We start from the raw sequence: 17,226 nt of genomic DNA on the forward strand, positions 1-17,226 counted from the left end.
ACCTAACTAAGCGCTAACAACTGCACGCTGATAAACTTGTTCAGCCACCTTTGCTAAACGTCGCATACCAGTAACCAGTTCCTCATCGCTACCTGTGAGGCTGATGCGTAAGCATTGGTGCTTGTGCTGCCACTCATCCTTTAAACCAGGGAAGAAGGTACTACCAGGAACAACAATTACACCCACTTGCTTGAGTTCTTGGTAGAATTCCCAATCGGTAATTGGTAGATCCTCTAACCACAACCAAGCGAAGATTGCGCCTTCACCTCGATGCAAGAACCAAGGTAAATCCTTCGGCATGGATGCATCTAAAGTGTTTTCTAGAACACTGAACTTGTTTTGATAAAATGGGCGAATAACTTGCTCGGCAATTTCGGCTAAAGCACCAGAGTTGATAGCACGAGCTGCGATCGCTTGTCCATAACGCGATGAATGCAGACTAGCATTTGTTTGGAACGATTCTAAAACTTGAATCATCCGTTCATTACCAATAGCAATGCCAATCCGTTCTCCTGGTAACCCTGCCTTAGATAAGCTTGTGCAATGAAGAATATTTTCTCCAAATATCAGCGACATATCAGTAAAGTTGAGCGCTGGGAAGGGAGGAGCATATGCCGAATCTATTAAAACTGGCACATCATAAGGTGCGGCCAGGGCGGCAATTTTTCTTACTTCTTCATCAGTAAGAACATTACCTGTAGGGTTACAAGGACGAGAGAATAGAACACAACCTGTATTTTCTGTAATTGATAGTTGACTAAAATCAGGGCGATATTTAAATCTGTGGTTAGCTGTATCAATATCTAGGGCTGGTTTATAAGCAGTTAAGGCTTCTGGAACTAAGCAGATACCGCCATAACCAGTGTAGTCAGGACTTAGAGGCAGAACAATCTGCTTCAGTTCACCAGTATTAGTGTAGCCACCGAAGGCATTGACAGCGTAGAAGTAGAGAGTTTGGCTACCGGGGGTAACTAAGATATTGCGTTCAGTTAAGTTTAATCCGTACCGCCGATTAAAATCATTAGCGATCGCTTCAATAAAAGGTGCATAACCTTGGCTAGACCCGTAACGGCAAACCACTTCACCATATTCTGAGCTAGCAAGTAATTCTGCTGTACAATCCCGCCATAACCGCTCTACCGCTGGCAAAATTAAAGGATTGCCCGCACTCAAATTAATCAATTCCTGCCCTGCACCAGATTGCAATGTTTCAACAATGTCCTTCATAATTGCTCGAACGCCAGTCAGGTTGGACATTTGAGCGCCGAATTTAGTAAGGGCAGGATTCATAGGTTTTGAAAAAATAGATTCATCAAGGTGTGGACAAATTCTTATTAAAGGAGGGTTACTGCTAGCACAAAGTTTACGTCGTTGCAAAACAGATGTTGCTACCCTTAACCAATCTAACTAAAGAATGATATTTTAACAAAGTCACAATATCACAATATATTGCTGGAGAAGATATTATGGATTGATCCAAAAGTGTATCATGCACATCATACCTATCAGCCTATAGTTATTAAAGTCAGAAGCTCTGGTTATGTATTCTTCCCTAACAAGAATGCAAAAAGATTGCAAAAAAGTTACAAAAAATTTCTTCAGCCACTCCCCGATCTAAACTCAGATCAGCCCATTAAGGAAAATTTATCTAGGAGAAGCTCAAGCTTGGAAGTTAAAGCAGCATTAGCTTACGGCGCGGGTAAGCCGTTGACTATTGAAACCGTTCAACTATCAGGGCCACAAACTGGAGAAGTATTAGTCGAAATTAAAGCTAGTGGCGTGTGCCATACCGATGCCTTCACTCTTTCTGGTGCTGATCCTGAAGGTTTGTTTCCCACTATTTTGGGACATGAAGGCGCTGGTGTGGTTGTGGAGGTGGGTGCTGGTGTCACCAGTGTCAAGCCAGGAGATCATGTAATTCCCCTTTACACCCCAGAATGTCGTCAGTGTGAATATTGTCTCAGTCGCAAAACCAATCTCTGTCAAGCCATTCGCACCACTCAAGGACGTGGGGTTATGCCCGATGGCACGAGTCGCTTTAGCCTTGATGGGCAGATGATTCATCATTACATGGGCACATCCACCTTTGCCAACTACACAGTGTTGCCGGAAATTGCTGTTGCCAAGATTCGGGAAGATGCCCCATTTGATAAAGTTTGCTACATTGGCTGCGGCGTAACAACCGGCATTGGCGCAGTTATTTATACAGCCAAGGTAGAACCAGGTGCAAAGGTAATAGTTTTTGGCTTAGGTGGTATTGGCTTAAATGTCATTCAAGGGGCGCGGCTGGTGGGAGCCGATATGATTGTTGGGGTAGATATTAATCCCAGCAAACGCGCCTTGGCAGAAAAATTTGGCATGACACACTTTGTTAATCCCCAGGAAGTAGAAGGTGATTTAGTACCCTACTTAGTTGACTTAACCAAAGGCGGTGCTGATTATACCTTTGAATGTATCGGCAATGTCAAAGTGATGCGTCAAGCATTAGAATGCTGCCACAAAGGTTGGGGCGTAAGTGTAATCATTGGTGTTGCAGGTGCGGGGCAAGAAATTAGTACTCGTCCGTTTCAGCTGGTAACCGGACGTGTTTGGAAAGGTTCAGCATTCGGTGGCGCTAGGGGACGTACAGATGTGCCAAAAATTGTTGATTGGTATATGGATGGAAAGATAAATATTGATGATTTGATTACCCATGTAATGCCGATTGAGCAGATTAATGATGCATTTGAATTGATGCACAAAGGCGAATCAATTCGTAGCGTCGTCACGTTTTAGCCGCCCTTATTTTCTTAAAACTATATCTCGTTTTTAATTGCGATCGCTTGTGGTCATAAGTTAATATTGCTGACTTAGTTAGGCTACGCAACAACTTTCAATAAATAGATATTTTACTTAGTTTGAAAGATGTTTTGTACCATTTTCTTATCCACACTAGTAGCAGCTTGATCTAGCGCAGCTATCTCGCCGGAGTCCAACTGCCAACCCAAAGCACCAATATTTTCCTGAGCCTGTTTTACAGTCTTCGCGCCAGGGATGGGAATGGTTCCTTTACTAATGCACCAATTAATTGCTACCTGTGACATAGTTTTGTTTCTTGACTGTGCCACTTCTTGTAAACAGGCTAAAAGTGGGCCGATACCTGGCAATAACTGCCTAAACAACAGACCTCGAATGCCTTTAGGAAAAGGCCCTTTCTGAGAATATTTTCCTGTCAAAAGCCCCAACGCTAAAGGGCTATAGGCAATCAGTTTTATCCCTAGTTGATCGCAAACATCTTTAAGTTCTAGTCGAGTGACAGGATATGTAGACAGCAGAGAGTATTGAACTTGCAGAGTGGTAATTTGAACTCCTCGTTCCGCAAACTTTTTATGTACGCGTTGGAGACGTTTAGGCCCGTAATTGGATAATCCTACGCCCTTGACTAATCCTTGCTCATAAATATCGGCAAGACCATCCAAAAGGCGTTCCTCTTGCCAAGGAGCATAGTTTGCGGTAGACCAATGCATCTGTACCAAATCTACATTTCTTCCCAGACGTTGGGCAGAAGCTTTGCAGGCCTGTACCATTGATTGGCGTGTCCATCTCCAGGGATAAGCAGCCAGCTTGGTAGCGATGCAAATTTTTTCTGTGTTAATACCCTGATATCCACGAGAAAATTGTCCTAGAAGTATCTCACTCCGCCCCTTCAATCTTCCAGTTCCGTAAGAATCACCAGTGTCAAATAGGGTGACGCCGTTGCTCACACAAAGGTTAAAGACAGCTTGCAACTGGTCATCCATGCTTTGATCGTATCCCCAGAGCAGTTGGTTCCCCCATGCCCAAGTTCCACAGCCCATAGTTGGGAGCGATAGTTCCTGGCTAATCTGCATATTTACTCGCTATAGATTTTCTGACTACCTTGAGAAAACTTCTCTTAAAATTCATTATCACGCCTCTGCTCCCCGAAGTTTGCTTGGAGGGAAACCCTCCTGGCAACTTCTCTTCCTGCCCCCCTGCGGTCTAAACTGCAAATTAGATGCTTAATAGCTTATCTCGTTTCAGTATCAGGGCTTTGCTAGTTGCAAGAATGCTGCGTACAAAATCTTTAGCTTTTCTCAATATAAGCGCTCAAAAACACTAGTTGGTTAACCATATCCTCGGCTGACCGAGTAGTAACCAACTTAAGCAACCCCTGTAATTGTTGTCCAACCGAATAACGTTGTTGTTGCAGCAAGACTATACCAGCATGATTTCTCTGTGCTGTCAGAAACTCCGTATGTAAAAGATAAAAATCTCTCCGATTGTAGCTATATAGGGCACGCCCTTGCTCTGTTGCCCAAATTAGCTGCTCCTCATCAGGATAGCTCTGTCTGTTAACATCGGCAACTGTCACTATATCTAAACCTGCATTGCGGAAAGCTGTAATTAAAGATTTCTCAACGCTGTCCTCATCTAAATACAGACAAATCTGGCTCACTGTATCTTTGCTGCGTATTCAGCTTCCAAACGGTAAAATTCTTCAACTTCTCTAGCAATTTCCGCATCAATTGCCTCTTTATTGGCATAGTAATAAGCCAGTGCTGCATAAACCTGTGCCAATGTTAGCTGCGGTCTTTGTGCAAGAATGTCTTCCGGCTTCATGCCTGCATTGAAGTCAATTGCAATGTTATGAACTGTAATCCGGTGTCCGGCAATTCTAGGGCGACCACCACAAGTTTCCGGTGTACGGACAATCAATGTACCGATGTCTGTAATAGTTTGCATAGTCTATTGGGTAAATCTTGCTTCTATCCCTATTGAGCAATATAAACCTTTTTTTAACCCAGCAAGACAGCTTTGTAGCTATTGCTTAAGCTGGCCAGAGCAAAATAACAAGCACTTATCAAAATAAACTAGCATTTTACCCAAATTAGAAACGATAGACTTTTTACAAGTGTCATAAAAAATCAACTTTCCTAAGCTTCCTATTCGTCATTTGTACAAGAAGTTTAATCCAGGTAAAGGGTAATGGTGCGTTTAAAATTGTGGCAGTGGGTTGTACTCGCAACACCGATCGCTTTTATTATCACTTTCTTACTAGTATCCGCAGGATTCCAGATCCACACTTGGGGCATTAATTGGATTTGGGGTGTGTTCACTCTTATCTTTGTGGGTTGGCGTTGGTTGTTGGTGAAATGGACGCAACCGGCGGTAGATCAACTGCAAGCTGTGATGACAGAGGTTAGTGAGGAACTGGCATCATCTGCGAATATTAACCAACTACCAGCAGGAAATGACACTACCACTCAAGCAGAAGCAGCCCTAAATGAAATTTTGCAAGCCGCACAAAGCGATCGCCCGATTTGGGAAGATTGGCAAACTTTCTGGACGCGATGCCAAAATCTGGTTGTAGCGATCGCTCATATCTACCATCCTGAAGTTAAATATCCTTTATTAAACATTTACATCACCCAAGCTTACGGGCTGATTCGGGGCACTATGGATGACTTGGATCAGTGGATGCAGAAGTTATCACCTGCTCTAAATCAAGTGACAGTTGGGCAGGCATACGAGGCATACGAGGTCTACCGGAAGTTGGAACCATCTGCCCGGAAATTTTTGCAAGCTTGGAATTGGGCACAATGGCTATTAAACCCGGTGGCTGCTGTGGCAAAACGAGCCAGCCAGCGCTACACGAACCAAGCTAATCAGCAATTATTAGTAAATTTAAGCCAAATGTTGCGCGAAGCAGCACTGCGGAATTTATGCCGACAGGCGATCGCTCTCTACGGTGGTAGCACTCTGCCAATTACAGAATTTTCCTCTCCTCAACCTACATTACCTCAGACTAAGACTCAAACTCTGCGAGATATCCTGGCTGAAGCAGAACCTACAGAAGTGGTTGAACAGAAACCTGTCAATATTTTGCTTGTAGGGCGAACAGGGTCGGGAAAAAGTAGCCTAATTAATACATTGTTTCAATCAGATCTAGCTGCCGTTGATGTGTTGCCCAGTACCGATCAGATTCAAAATTATCAGTGGCAGACTCAAAACAATGAAACTCTCACACTTTGGGATACTCCAGGGTATGAACAAGTCAACCGTGCAGATTTCCGGGATTTGGTGTTAGATTATGCAACTAACGCTGATCTGCTGCTATTAGTCACTCCTGCCCTTGATCCTGCCTTGCAAATGGATGTGGACTTTCTTCAAGATATGAAGGCAGAGGTGACAGATTTACCTGTGATTACTATAGTCACCCAGGTAGATCGTCTCCGTCCGATTCGTGAATGGCAACCTCCCTATGATTGGGAATGGGGCGATCGCCCGAAGGAAATTGCTATTCGAGAAGCTACAGAATATCGCGCTAAATTGCTGGGCGATTTCTCTAATTTGGTTTTGCCTGTCGTCACAGGTGACACGAAAACTGGTCGAGTAGCCTGGGGAATAGAAGCTTTATCTTTAGGATTAGTAGAAGCGATCGCTCCTGCTAAACAACTGCGTTTAGCCCGCTTTTTACGTAACTTAGAAGCTCGTACTGTCGCTGCTGCTAAAATCATCGACCATTACACCTTCCAGATGGCGACAACCCAAGGGCTAACCACATTTCTAAAAAGTCCTGTTCTGCAATTTATTTCCACCTTATCAACCGGATCTCCTACTCTGGCTTACCTGCTAGCAGAACAAATTCCGGTGGAACAGTTGCCTATCGTGATTGGTAAGCTTCAAATGGCGTATGAGATTTTTTCTCTCTTCAATACAGATAACTCTATCAAGCTCAATTTTGACTTGCTATCCCTCTGGCCGCTGCTGCTAGAAAACACTGCCAAGAGCGATCGCAACGCTTGGGCTTTTGGTCATGCATTAGTTGAATACTGGGCACAAAACCTGACAGTTGAGCAACTCCGAGAGCGGTTTGATTACTATCTGAAGCAGGTTTGATTCAGTAGGTAATAGATAGTGTTTTTTGAGATGCCAACGACAACTTGCTTGTTGGATTGTAAAAACATTAAATCTCTTACATAAGTCTATGTTTTTTATATAAAACCACAGATAAATATCGGTGTTCGTCTGTGGTTTTATATAAAATTAGACGCGCTGTACTCCCGGACGACCGTTTTCAACTATGAATGAAGCACGGTTACTGATTCTGCCAAATGGGGTTGTCACGTCTGACATTACCAAATAGTCTGTCTTCCAAGTGGTAGGAGTCAGTGTACAGCGTGCATACCCACGTTGATTGTTGAAGAACTTAATGTGTGGGTTATCTGGCAAGTAGGCTTCAACTGTGGGGGTAGTGTCTGAGCCATCTCCACCGGAGCTAATTGAGGAACAGACGAATTCACTTCCCACTGTGGCGGATTGGGGATTATTGAAGTCAGCTTTGAGATTCATTGCCCAATGTGAATGCACATCCCCTGCCAAGGAGACTGGATTGGAGGGCTTTTGCTGTTCTAGAAAAGCGATCAGGCGATCGCGCGAAGCTAAATAACCATCCCACTTATCCATACTGAAGGTTCCACCTTCCCCTGGTTTCATATCTCTTTGAGCAATCGGAACCTGTTGAGCAAGAATGTTCCATCTAGTCTGCGAGCTAGTTAATCCTTGGAATAGCCAATCCTCTTGTGCTTTGCCAGTAATTGTAGCCTGTGGGTCGAAATTTTCTGGGCAACGTTCTTTAGTTCCGTCTCCACAGGGTTGATCGGTACGATATTGACGGGTATCTAAAACATGAAATGTCGCCAGATTACCAAAATTCAATCGACGGTAAAGTTGCATATCGGGGCCTACTGGTCGTGAGAAGGGACGTAGTGGCATATGTTCGTAGTAAGCCTGATAAGCTATTGCTCGTCGTTGCAGGAAGATTGCCGGATCTTGATCTGGTTCAGTATCGACTTGTGAGATGAAGTTGGCATAGTTATTTTCTACTTCGTGGTCATCCCAGGTAACAATCCAAGGAAAGGCTGCATGAGCAGCTTGGAGATTGGCATCAGTTTTGTAGAGGGCGTGACGGTTGCGGTAATCTTCCAATGTCAGAATTTCTGAACTATTATGCTGTCTGGGGCCATTAGTATTAATTCCTCCCTCATAGATGTAGTCACCAACATGGACTACCAAGTCGAGGTCATCCTGAGCCATGTATTTGTAAGCAGTATAGTATCCCTGCTGATAGTTCTGGCAGGATGCTAGTGCAAAGTTAAATTTGCCCAGGTAGCTACCCGCTAAAGGAGCAGTACGAGTCCGACCAACTGGGCTAGCTTGGTTACCTACATTAAAGCGATACCAGTACCAAGTATCAGCTTGGAGTCCTTCAACTACAACACGAACTGAGTGGGCTAGTTCTGGAGTTGCAAGCTCAGTACCCCTGGCCACAATCCGCCTCATGTTGCGATCGCTTGATACTTCCCAACGCACTGGTACATTAACAGGTGGCATTCCACCACCATTTAAAGGTTCTGGTGCTAGACGAGTCCAAATCACCACGCTGTTTGGATAAGGTTCACCCGACGCTACACCAAGCTTAAAAGGATTATCGGAAAATCTACCTTGAGCGATCGCACGTTGATGAGAAAACTGGCTAGCGATCGCCAAACCAGTGAATGCTCCCGCCCCGATAATGAAGTTACGTCGCTTGATCGAATTGTGTAGTAACCGCTCAAAATTCTCGTACTTAACCATCCTTCCTTTACCCCTCACTAGATAGGTGAATGAAAGCAGAGAAACATATGACACCACAAATCCAGGGTAATGATAGGCAATTGCTATCAAGCATACCCTTGCTAAATCAGGCTTTAAAGACCAGATTGGCTTACTAATTAGTCTGTGTCATATATTACTTTCCTGACCACAACCTACTAGTAAGACATTAATTCTGTACAAAGGAGGAGTTAACATCAACTTAATATTTGTATATCAATAAGTTATGCTGTATGACAACGTAGTATTTTTGGTTAAAAGCAGCAATAACTCTGCGTTAATTAGCATGCTTTAGCGCTACTACATAGGTAGGATATTTTATTGGCATACCTAAAATTAAAAACTGCTCTTGTTGAAGGTTTAGTCAAGAGCAGTTTTAATTTTTTATGCCGATAGAAATAAATGCCCAAAAGAAAAATTTAGGCATCTTCAGGTTCAAATTGGGCCACTGTAACTGCGTTAAAAGCAAAAGCTAATACTAATGGCATAGGGCACTTAAAGAAAACGGTAGACAATACAGCTACAATTGTGCCAATTACTGCTGATATCGACCACAATCTTTCTTCAATAGTTAGCCCCTTTTCAGCTTTAATCAATCTGAGTGCGTGAACTGGAATTGGTTCAGGCATTACACCGCCTGGAGGAAAAGCCCAGTAGTTATTGCGCCGCTCTACAAATAAATCTGTCCAGCCATTTTCTAGGCACCATGCCTCAATCCATTCGATAGCGTAATGATTCATCATCGGGTTGCTAGGGTAACTTGTTGAATTTGTGTAGTTCTCTGAATATAAATATTTAGTTCAGTCGATAACACCTATCTACTGCTATAAATTTAACGGTGATTCACCACTTAAATAAAGATTTATCAAGCATTTGAGAACCATATATAAATACACTCAAACAATACTTGACTTAATTACAAGGCTAACAGCCGATTGAGGCTGGTTAAATCAAAATACAATAAACTTAACCAGAAACTGAATAAGTAAAGTATTGTAAATAATTCTATGGGTGGTTGCTGAAATATAAAATAAGCATAAAAAAATATATATTCTAAAAATCTCTTTTTTAAGTCAAGAATTGTAAATAAATAGTACTTAATTAATGACATTTCCTGAAGTCATCCTTTAAGTGCAATGCAGGATAAGCGATCGCTTCCCTTGACTTCGTAGTTTTACGTATGGAATTGGGTATCTTATTTGGGAATTCTATATGGTGTGGCAGCGAGTGCGTGAAGCAGTCAGACAATTGCACCTACTAACCTATTTATGAAAAAACTGTACTCAAGCAGAATTAGAGCATTGCCATTACAGCTTGTTCTCATTGTTCCGTTTTTCTTGCAAATCTTTGGAGCAGTGGGTTTGGTTGGTTTTCTGTCATTTAAGAATGGACAGAAAGCCGTGAACGACTTGGCAGACCAGTTAATGAATCGCACAAGCGATATAGTTGAGCAACATCTCAATTCCTATCTATCCGCTCCTAACAAGGTGAACCAGATTAATGCCGATACAATTGAGATGGGATTGCTGGATGTACGCGATCGCAAAACTGTAGCAAAGTATTTCTGGAAACAGATGCAGGCCTATGACTTAAGCTACATCGGTATCGGATTAGTTACAGGCGAAGGGGCAGGAGCTGCTCGTTTCGACGGCAAAACAGTTACAGTCGAAGAGTGGACTAACAAACCACCGAACAATACTCGCAATTATGCCACTGATGGTCAGGGCAATCCTACTCGTCTCAACAAAACATACGATTACGACCTCTTCAAAGAAAGTTGGTATACAGAACCAATAAAAGCAGGTAAACCCATTTGGTCACGTATCTACACTTGGGATTCTGCTGGTATTCCTTATATTAGCGCCTCAGCGGGTCGTCCAATCTATGACGTAAATCATCGTTTACTAGGGATGGTTGGTGCTGATATTCATCTTTTGAAATTAAGCGAATTTTTACGGCAATTGGATGTTAACCGCTATGGAAAGGTTTTCATTTTGGAGCGTAATGGTCTGCTGATAGCGAACTCTAGCACTCAGCAACCTTTTACACTGGTTAAAGGCGAGATTCAGCGGTTGAAAGCTACCGACAGTCCCGACTTAGCGATTCAAGGTATTGCCAAACATATTCAGCAAACCTTCAACGGGTTTGAGCCAATTACCGAACCCAAAACAGTGCAATTAGATTGGCAAGGAGAAAAGAATTTTGTATATGTCACCCCTTGGCGTGACGAATATGGAATGGATTGGTTGGTGGTAGTGAGTTTGCCAGAACAAGCTTTTATGGCACAAATTAACGCCAATACTCGGACTAGTATTTTGCTCTGTGTAGTGGCATTAGTAATGGCAGCACTAATGGGCTATGCTACGTCACGCTGGATTACCAAGCCGATTCTGCGAATTAACCGCGCTAGTCAGGCAATGGCATCTGGTAACTTAGACCAGACCGTAAATGTTAGCCATATTCAGGAACTCAATACACTGGCTAATTCTTTTAATCACATGGCAGGGCAATTGCGAGAATACTTTACTGCCCTGGAAAATAGTAAAGCAGAGCTAGAAGACCGGGTGGAAGAACGTACCGACGAATTAAAAACTGCATTAAGCGAGTTGCAACGCACCCAGACACAAGTAATTCAAAGTGAAAAAATGTCGAGCCTCGGTCAACTGGTAGCAGGGGTTGCCCATGAAATCAATAATCCGGTCAATTTTATTCACGGCAATATTACCCATCTCAACAACTATACTCAAGATTTGCTCAGGATGATCCAGCTTTACCAGCAACGCCATCCTAGCGATGACCCAGAAGTGCAAGCACTAGCTGAAGAAATCGATTTAGAGTTTTTAATTGAGGATTTACAAAAAATTCTACCTTCCATGAAAATAGGGACTGAGCGAATTCGCAGCATTGTTTTATCGCTGCGGAACTTTTCCCGGATGGATGAAGCGGAATTCAAGACAGTTAATATTCATGAAGGAATTGAAAGTACACTTTTGATTCTGCAACACCGTTTAAAAGATAAACCAGAATCTCCGGCAATTGAAGTGATTCGGGATTATGAGAACTTGCCCGAAGTAGAATGCTATCCTGGACAACTCAATCAAGTCTTGATGAATATTTTGGTAAATGCAATTGATGCTTTAGATGAGGTCAATAGCAAGCGCAACTATGAGGAAATGATAGCCAATCCCAGCCAAATTACCATTCGCACCTCTGTGTGCAATTCCCAATGGGTAAAAATTGCGATCGCCGACAATGGGCCAGGAATGCCAGAACAAGTGAAAAACCTGATTTTTAATCCCTTCTTCACCACCAAACCTGTAGGCAAAGGTACAGGTATGGGCATGGCAATTAGTTATCAAATCATTACCGAAAAACATAGTGGCAAATTAGAATGCTTCTCTGCCCTTGGTCAAGGAACTGAGTTTGTTATCCAATTGCCTATCCGACGACAAGGATGAAGCTATGTAACAACTTAATCATAGTTATATGGGAAAGGTTTATTAAAAGTTCTGAAAGTAGACTATCGCCTTGAAAATGCTGAGTGCTGAGTAATAAATTTTCCCCTTGTCTTTCCTGCTCCTCTGCTCTCTGCTTTATTCTCTAAGATAGGTTTGTGTAATTAAAATGCGATAAGCTAAAAGGCAGTAACTAGACACCAGATGAGCTAGGCGGATATGTTTTGGCGGCAAGGGTTGGCATTAATTCTGGGGATGATTGTATTTTTCATCGCTTCCCCTGCACTGGCAGACTGGACTCATCCGCTGTCATTTAGTAATGCAGAGTTAACAAGACGCGATTTTTCGGGGCAAACTTTACAAGCAGCTGAGTTCTCTAATGCAAATTTAGAACTAACTAATTTTACAGATGCTGACTTGCGAGGAGCAGTTTTAAGTGCTTCGGTGATGACGCAAGCAAAACTGCATGGGGCGGATTTAACAAATGCAATGGTGGATCAGGTAAACTTAACTGGCTCTGATTTGAGCGATGCCGTTTTAAAAGAAGCCCTTTTATTGCGTGCAGTCTTTACTGATGTGAATATCAGTAGTGCAGATTTCACCGATGCAGTTTTGGATAAAGCACAAATCAAAGAATTATGTGAAAAAGCCAGTGGTGTAAATTCTAAGACTGGCGTGCAAACTCGAGATTCTCTAGGATGTCAATGAAGCGTGTTGGTATAATTGGTGGTGGGCAATTAGCCTGGATGATGGGGGATGCGGCTAAGAAATTAGGTGTGGAATTACTGATACAAACTCCTAGTAAATACGATCCAGCTGTAACTATTGCGCAGGAAACGGTTTTTGCCCCAGTTGATGACGTCACGACCACAAAGGTTTTAGCTAAAAAATGTGATGTTATCACTTTTGAAAACGAGTTTGTTAACTTAGATGCTTTATCTGTCTTAGAAAACCAAGGCGTTTGTTTCCGTCCTAAATTAGCAGCTTTGACTCCTTTATTAGACAAATATCAGCAACGCTGCTATTTACGAGATTTGGGATTACCAGTTCCCGCTTTTTTTGCCCTAGACGAATATTTAGCAAGTGTCCAACCGGAAAATCTGCAATCTAAAATTGAGGATTTGGGTTTTCCAGTTGTTTTAAAATCCCGACGCCACGGCTATGATGGTCAGGGTACTTTTATAATTAAGGACTGGGCTAGTTTGCAGTACCAGCTAGATGCTAGCTCTAGCAAACCAACTGGCAATCAAGCAAGTTATTTAATCGAAGAGTTTGTACCTTTTGAACGAGAATTAGCAATAATAGTCGCTCGTTCTGTAGATGCTGAGGTAGTTACCTACCCAGTGGTAGAAACCCAACAAGAACAACAAGTGTGTCGGCGTGTGATTGCGCCAGCAGAAATTACTGCTAATCAAGCCGCAGAAATAGAAGCGATCGCCAAAACTTTATTAAATAGCTTACAAGTTGTAGGTGTTTTTGGCATTGAGCTATTTCTCACCGCCGATGGCAAAGTGCTAGTCAATGAAATTGCACCCCGTACTCATAATTCCGGCCATTTTACCTTGGACGCGTGTGAAACTTCGCAATTTGAGCAGCATCTGCGAGCAGTATGTGGTTTTTCCTTGGGTGATACCGCTTTAATTTCCCCTAGCGCTGTCATGGTAAACCTTCTGGGTTACGAAACCTCGCAAAGTGATTACAAAAGCCAGCGCCAACAACTAGCAGAAGTTCCTCATGCTCACATCCACTGGTACGGCAAGACAGAATCACGTCCTGGGCGTAAGCTAGGTCATGTCACCGTTTTGCTAGATCATCAAAGCCGAGATGCGGCAATTGCTATTGCCCAAGCTATAGAAGCTATCTGGTATCCTTCCTAAGAGAATTTTCGAGAAAATTTCGATATTGAACACACAACATCTTTTTGAAAGCTATAATGAGTTAGTTGCACTACGACGTTGGTGACTGCCATCAAGTTTTTTGATCTATGCCTTTAAAGATAAGGGAATCGAAGAGTTCTCGTGGCAGTAGACCGGGCATGTACCCGGAAACTTTAAACGAGAAACTGAGATACCCACCCTGGTTTAACCAGGTCATAAACTTAGGTAAAACGGCGTCGCGGTGAACTCAAAATTTTTAGCTCCCAAAGTAGACCAAACCTTGGGAGCTTTAATTATTCAACTCAGCAAAGTTTTTAGGAATTCAGAATTGAAAATTTTAAATCATCTGTGTGAAACTAGGCGGAATAAACAAATTAATTTAATATTGATCAATTTATATCGTTATATTTAAAAAACATATATAATTTTTTTAAAGAATTACAACATAAAGATTTTATAATCCATATATAAAATCCAACGCTATATGAAGAGTTGGCGATCGCTGCTCTTAAAAGCCAAATCTGTATAAATTGATTCTGAATTCGCTATGTTTCAGAGTTAAGATGGCGAAATTGCGTTAAATTGTGGTTAAAGCTACAAAAAATTGTCACAACAACTAATTAATACCGTGTTTCCAGCCTCGGTCTTTCACCTAGACAATGGTTTAACGTTCATTCATCAAGAAATCGCCACTACCCCTGTAGTTGTGGCAGATGTTTGGGTGCGTGCTGGAGCTACCCTGGAGCCAGAACCTTGGTTTGGTATGGCTCACTTTCTAGAACACATGATTTTTAAAGGGACAGAAACATTACCCCCTGGGGTCTTCGATTATAACATTGAAAATCGCGGTGGAGTAAGTCATGCGGCTACAAGTTATGATTATGCCCATTATTGCCTGACTACAGCTGCCCCTGATCTCGAAGAAACGCTGCCTCATTTGGGCGAGTTATTGCTGAATGCAGCGATTCGAGAAGATGAATTTCTCCGCGAACGGGATGTGGTGTTAGAAGAAATTCGTTCCTATCATGACGATCCCGACTGGATAGGATTTCAAGCTCTCATTCAAAGCGTTTATCAGCGTCACCCTTATGGACGTTCAGTGCTGGGTACAGAGCGAGAACTTATGCAGCAGTCGCCAGAGGCCATGCGCTGTTTTCATCGTGCCCATTATCAACCGGAAAATATGACGGTGGTGATTGTGGGAGGAATTTCTCAGCACTCAGCCTTAGATTTAGTCAATCGCACCTTTGCAGATTTTGCCGAACCCTCTGATTGCCCCAAATCCGAAAATGTTTCAGAGCCGATAATAGAGGGAATTCATCGTCAAGAACTGTATTTACCACGGCTAGAGCAGGCGCGGTTGCTCATGGCATGGCACGCACCTGGTGTAGATCAACTACGCACAGCTTATGGTTTAGATTTACTGTCAGTATTAATGGCAGAAGGGCGGAGTTCACGTTTAGTGCGTGATTTGCGAGAAGAACGGCAATTAGTTCAGGGAATTTGCAGTAATTGTTCGCTACAAAGGGATTCGAGCTTATTTACCATTACTGCTTGGTTGGAACCAGAACACTTGGAGCAAGTTGAGTTCTTGATTCGCGCTCACTTAGAAGATTTGCAAAACTCGGAAATTAGCCAGCAAGAATTAGCCCGCACACGTAGGTTGCTCTGTAATGACTATGCCTTTTCTACAGAAACGCCAAATCAACTTACTGGACTTTATGGATACTACAATACCATCGCCCAAGCTGAATTAGCAGTTACCTATCCCGCAAAAATTCTATCGTTTGATACCCAAGAACTGCAAAAATTAGCTAAACAGTATCTTTCACCTCAAAATTACGCCGTTACTATCCTTAAACCTTGTTAGTCATTAGTCATTAGCTAAGGACTATTGACTGTTGACTGTGGAATTCTTGACTTGTTGACTAATGACTCAAACTGTGAATCCCTCTTTATCTAATTCCCCTATCCACCGCACTGTATTGAACAATGGCATAGTAGTGCTAGTAGCTGAAAATCCGGTTGCAGATATTATTGCAGCGCGAATTTTTGTCCGTGCTGGTAGTTGTGCCGAAACCCGTGAACAGTCCGGCCTAGCGCATTTGTTGTCAGCAGTAATGACAAAAGGATGCGATGGGCTTTCTAGCTTGGAAATTGCCGAAAAAGTCGAATCAGTGGGAGCGAGTTTAAGTGCTGATACAGGCACTGATTATTTTTTGCTATCTCTGAAGACGGTAACATCAGATTTTCGGGAAATTTTAGCATTGGCAGGGCTGATGATGCGATCGCCCACATTTCCAGAAACCCAGGTCGAACTAGAACGGCGTTTGGCACTACAAGATATCCGCTCTCAAAAAGAGCAGCCGTTTACCATTGCCTTTGACCAAATGCGGCAGGTAATGTACCAAAATCATCCCTATGCTATGTCGATACTAGGAGATGAAACCACTATGAGCCGCTTAACTCGTGCGGACTTAGTGAATTATCACAAAACTCATTTTCGTCCAGATCATCTAGTAATTAGTATTGCTGGTCGAATTACCCTAGAAGATGCCGTAAAACTGGTAGAAGAAGTTTTTGGAGATTGGCAAGTTCCTACTGAAGCACCACCAATACTGAATTTGTCCGATATTCAAGTCAAACCCCAGCACCAGCTTCACCCTCTACAGACACAACAATCAATAGTGATGCTGGGTTACTTAGGCCCCTCGGTAAGTTCTCCTGACTATGCTGCTTTAAAATTGCTTTCTACCTACTTGGGCAATGGGCTTTCTAGTCGCTTATTTGTGGAATTACGAGAAAAACAGGGATTAGCTTACGAAGTGTCTGCATTTTACCCCACAAGGCTGTTTCCGGGATCATTTGTCGTTTATATGGGAACAGCGCCAGAAAATACTAGCATTGCCCTTAGAGGATTGCATACAGAGGTGGATCTTTTATGTACCACCGAAGTATCAGCCAACGCACTCCAGGCTGCTAAAAACAAGATATTGGGACAGTACGCGCTAGGTAAACAAACTAATGGGCAAATTGCTCAAATATATGGCTGGTATGAGATTTTAGGGTTGGGAATTGAATTTGACCAAAAATTTCAAGAAATGATTGCATCTGTGAATGCAGCCGATGCGATGGCAGCAGCTTTTCGGTACTTACAGGAACCTTATTTGTCTTTAGTCGGCCCAGAGGAAGCAATTAATAGTGCCAGCCTGCTAGCATAGGAGCTTCTCCTAACAAAG

General features: G+C 42.7%; 13 protein-coding genes and 1 other RNA gene. 8 read left to right on the plus strand and 6 right to left on the minus strand.

What is annotated here, in order from left to right:
* Positions 1-6: 6 nt before the first annotated feature.
* A complete protein-coding gene (locus tag AC5JL8_RS08580) occupies positions 7-1,290 on the minus strand; it encodes a valine--pyruvate transaminase (RefSeq protein WP_495879352.1) in 1,284 nt (427 codons plus the stop codon).
* 375 nt (positions 1,291-1,665) lie between these two features.
* Between AC5JL8_RS08580 and AC5JL8_RS08585 the strand changes: the two genes are divergently transcribed.
* Complete coding sequence (locus AC5JL8_RS08585) at positions 1,666-2,775, plus strand: S-(hydroxymethyl)glutathione dehydrogenase/class III alcohol dehydrogenase (protein ID WP_495879353.1); 1,110 nt, start codon at positions 1,666-1,668, stop codon at positions 2,773-2,775.
* A 113-nt stretch (positions 2,776-2,888) separates the two neighbouring features.
* On the opposite strand, the gene AC5JL8_RS08590 is transcribed toward AC5JL8_RS08585, so the two are convergent.
* The 3 genes from AC5JL8_RS08590 to AC5JL8_RS08600 all read right to left on the minus strand — a co-directional run bounded on the left by AC5JL8_RS08590 (position 2,889) and on the right by AC5JL8_RS08600 (position 4,743).
* A complete protein-coding gene (locus tag AC5JL8_RS08590) occupies positions 2,889-3,869 on the minus strand; it encodes an aldo/keto reductase (RefSeq protein WP_495879354.1) in 981 nt (326 codons plus the stop codon).
* Positions 3,870-4,084: 215 nt separating this feature from the next.
* Positions 4,085-4,456: a DUF5615 family PIN-like protein gene (locus AC5JL8_RS08595; RefSeq protein ID WP_495879355.1), complete on the minus strand. Its 372-nt coding sequence runs from the start codon at positions 4,454-4,456 to the stop codon at positions 4,085-4,087.
* Positions 4,453-4,743, minus strand: a complete 291-nt coding sequence (locus tag AC5JL8_RS08600) for a DUF433 domain-containing protein (protein WP_495879356.1) — start codon at positions 4,741-4,743, stop codon at positions 4,453-4,455. Before AC5JL8_RS08600 ends, AC5JL8_RS08595 begins: the two co-directional genes overlap by 4 nt.
* A 243-nt stretch (positions 4,744-4,986) precedes the next feature.
* Between AC5JL8_RS08600 and AC5JL8_RS08605 the strand changes: the two genes are divergently transcribed.
* The gene (locus AC5JL8_RS08605) at positions 4,987-6,900 is read left to right on the plus strand and encodes a GTPase family protein (protein WP_495879357.1); all 1,914 of its coding nucleotides are present in this window, start codon (positions 4,987-4,989) and stop codon (positions 6,898-6,900) included.
* A gap of 147 nt (positions 6,901-7,047) precedes the next feature.
* On the opposite strand, the gene AC5JL8_RS08610 is transcribed toward AC5JL8_RS08605, so the two are convergent.
* Both AC5JL8_RS08610 and AC5JL8_RS08615 read right to left on the minus strand, forming a co-directional pair.
* Positions 7,048-8,637: an alkaline phosphatase D family protein gene (locus AC5JL8_RS08610; protein WP_495879358.1), complete on the minus strand. Its 1,590-nt coding sequence runs from the start codon at positions 8,635-8,637 to the stop codon at positions 7,048-7,050.
* A gap of 437 nt (positions 8,638-9,074) precedes the next feature.
* Complete coding sequence (locus AC5JL8_RS08615) at positions 9,075-9,398, minus strand: slr1957 family protein (RefSeq protein ID WP_495879359.1); 324 nt, start codon at positions 9,396-9,398, stop codon at positions 9,075-9,077.
* Positions 9,399-9,923: 525 nt separating this feature from the next.
* Between AC5JL8_RS08615 and AC5JL8_RS08620 the strand changes: the two genes are divergently transcribed.
* The 6 genes from AC5JL8_RS08620 (at position 9,924) to AC5JL8_RS08645 (ending at position 17,208) form a co-directional block, all read left to right on the plus strand.
* Positions 9,924-12,113 carry an ATP-binding protein gene (locus AC5JL8_RS08620; protein WP_495879360.1) on the plus strand — a complete coding sequence of 730 codons (2,190 nt, stop codon included), beginning with the start codon at positions 9,924-9,926 and terminating at the stop codon, positions 12,111-12,113.
* A 216-nt stretch (positions 12,114-12,329) separates the two neighbouring features.
* Positions 12,330-12,818 carry a pentapeptide repeat-containing protein gene (locus AC5JL8_RS08625; protein ID WP_495879361.1) on the plus strand — a complete coding sequence of 163 codons (489 nt, stop codon included), beginning with the start codon at positions 12,330-12,332 and terminating at the stop codon, positions 12,816-12,818.
* On the plus strand, positions 12,815-13,987 hold the full coding sequence (locus tag AC5JL8_RS08630; RefSeq protein WP_495879362.1) for a 5-(carboxyamino)imidazole ribonucleotide synthase: 1,173 nt from the start codon (positions 12,815-12,817) through the stop codon (positions 13,985-13,987). The genes AC5JL8_RS08625 and AC5JL8_RS08630 overlap by 4 nt, the downstream gene beginning before the upstream one ends.
* A gap of 64 nt (positions 13,988-14,051) precedes the next feature.
* Positions 14,052-14,236, plus strand: a non-coding RNA gene (gene ssrS, locus AC5JL8_RS08635) — 6S RNA.
* A 379-nt stretch (positions 14,237-14,615) separates the two neighbouring features.
* Complete coding sequence (locus tag AC5JL8_RS08640; protein WP_495879565.1) at positions 14,616-15,857, plus strand: M16 family metallopeptidase; 1,242 nt, start codon at positions 14,616-14,618, stop codon at positions 15,855-15,857.
* Between the two features lie 61 nt (positions 15,858-15,918).
* The gene (locus tag AC5JL8_RS08645; protein WP_495879363.1) at positions 15,919-17,208 is read left to right on the plus strand and encodes a M16 family metallopeptidase; all 1,290 of its coding nucleotides are present in this window, start codon (positions 15,919-15,921) and stop codon (positions 17,206-17,208) included.
* Positions 17,209-17,226 lie beyond the last annotated feature (18 nt).

This window comes from Mojavia sp., from assembly GCF_059505145.1.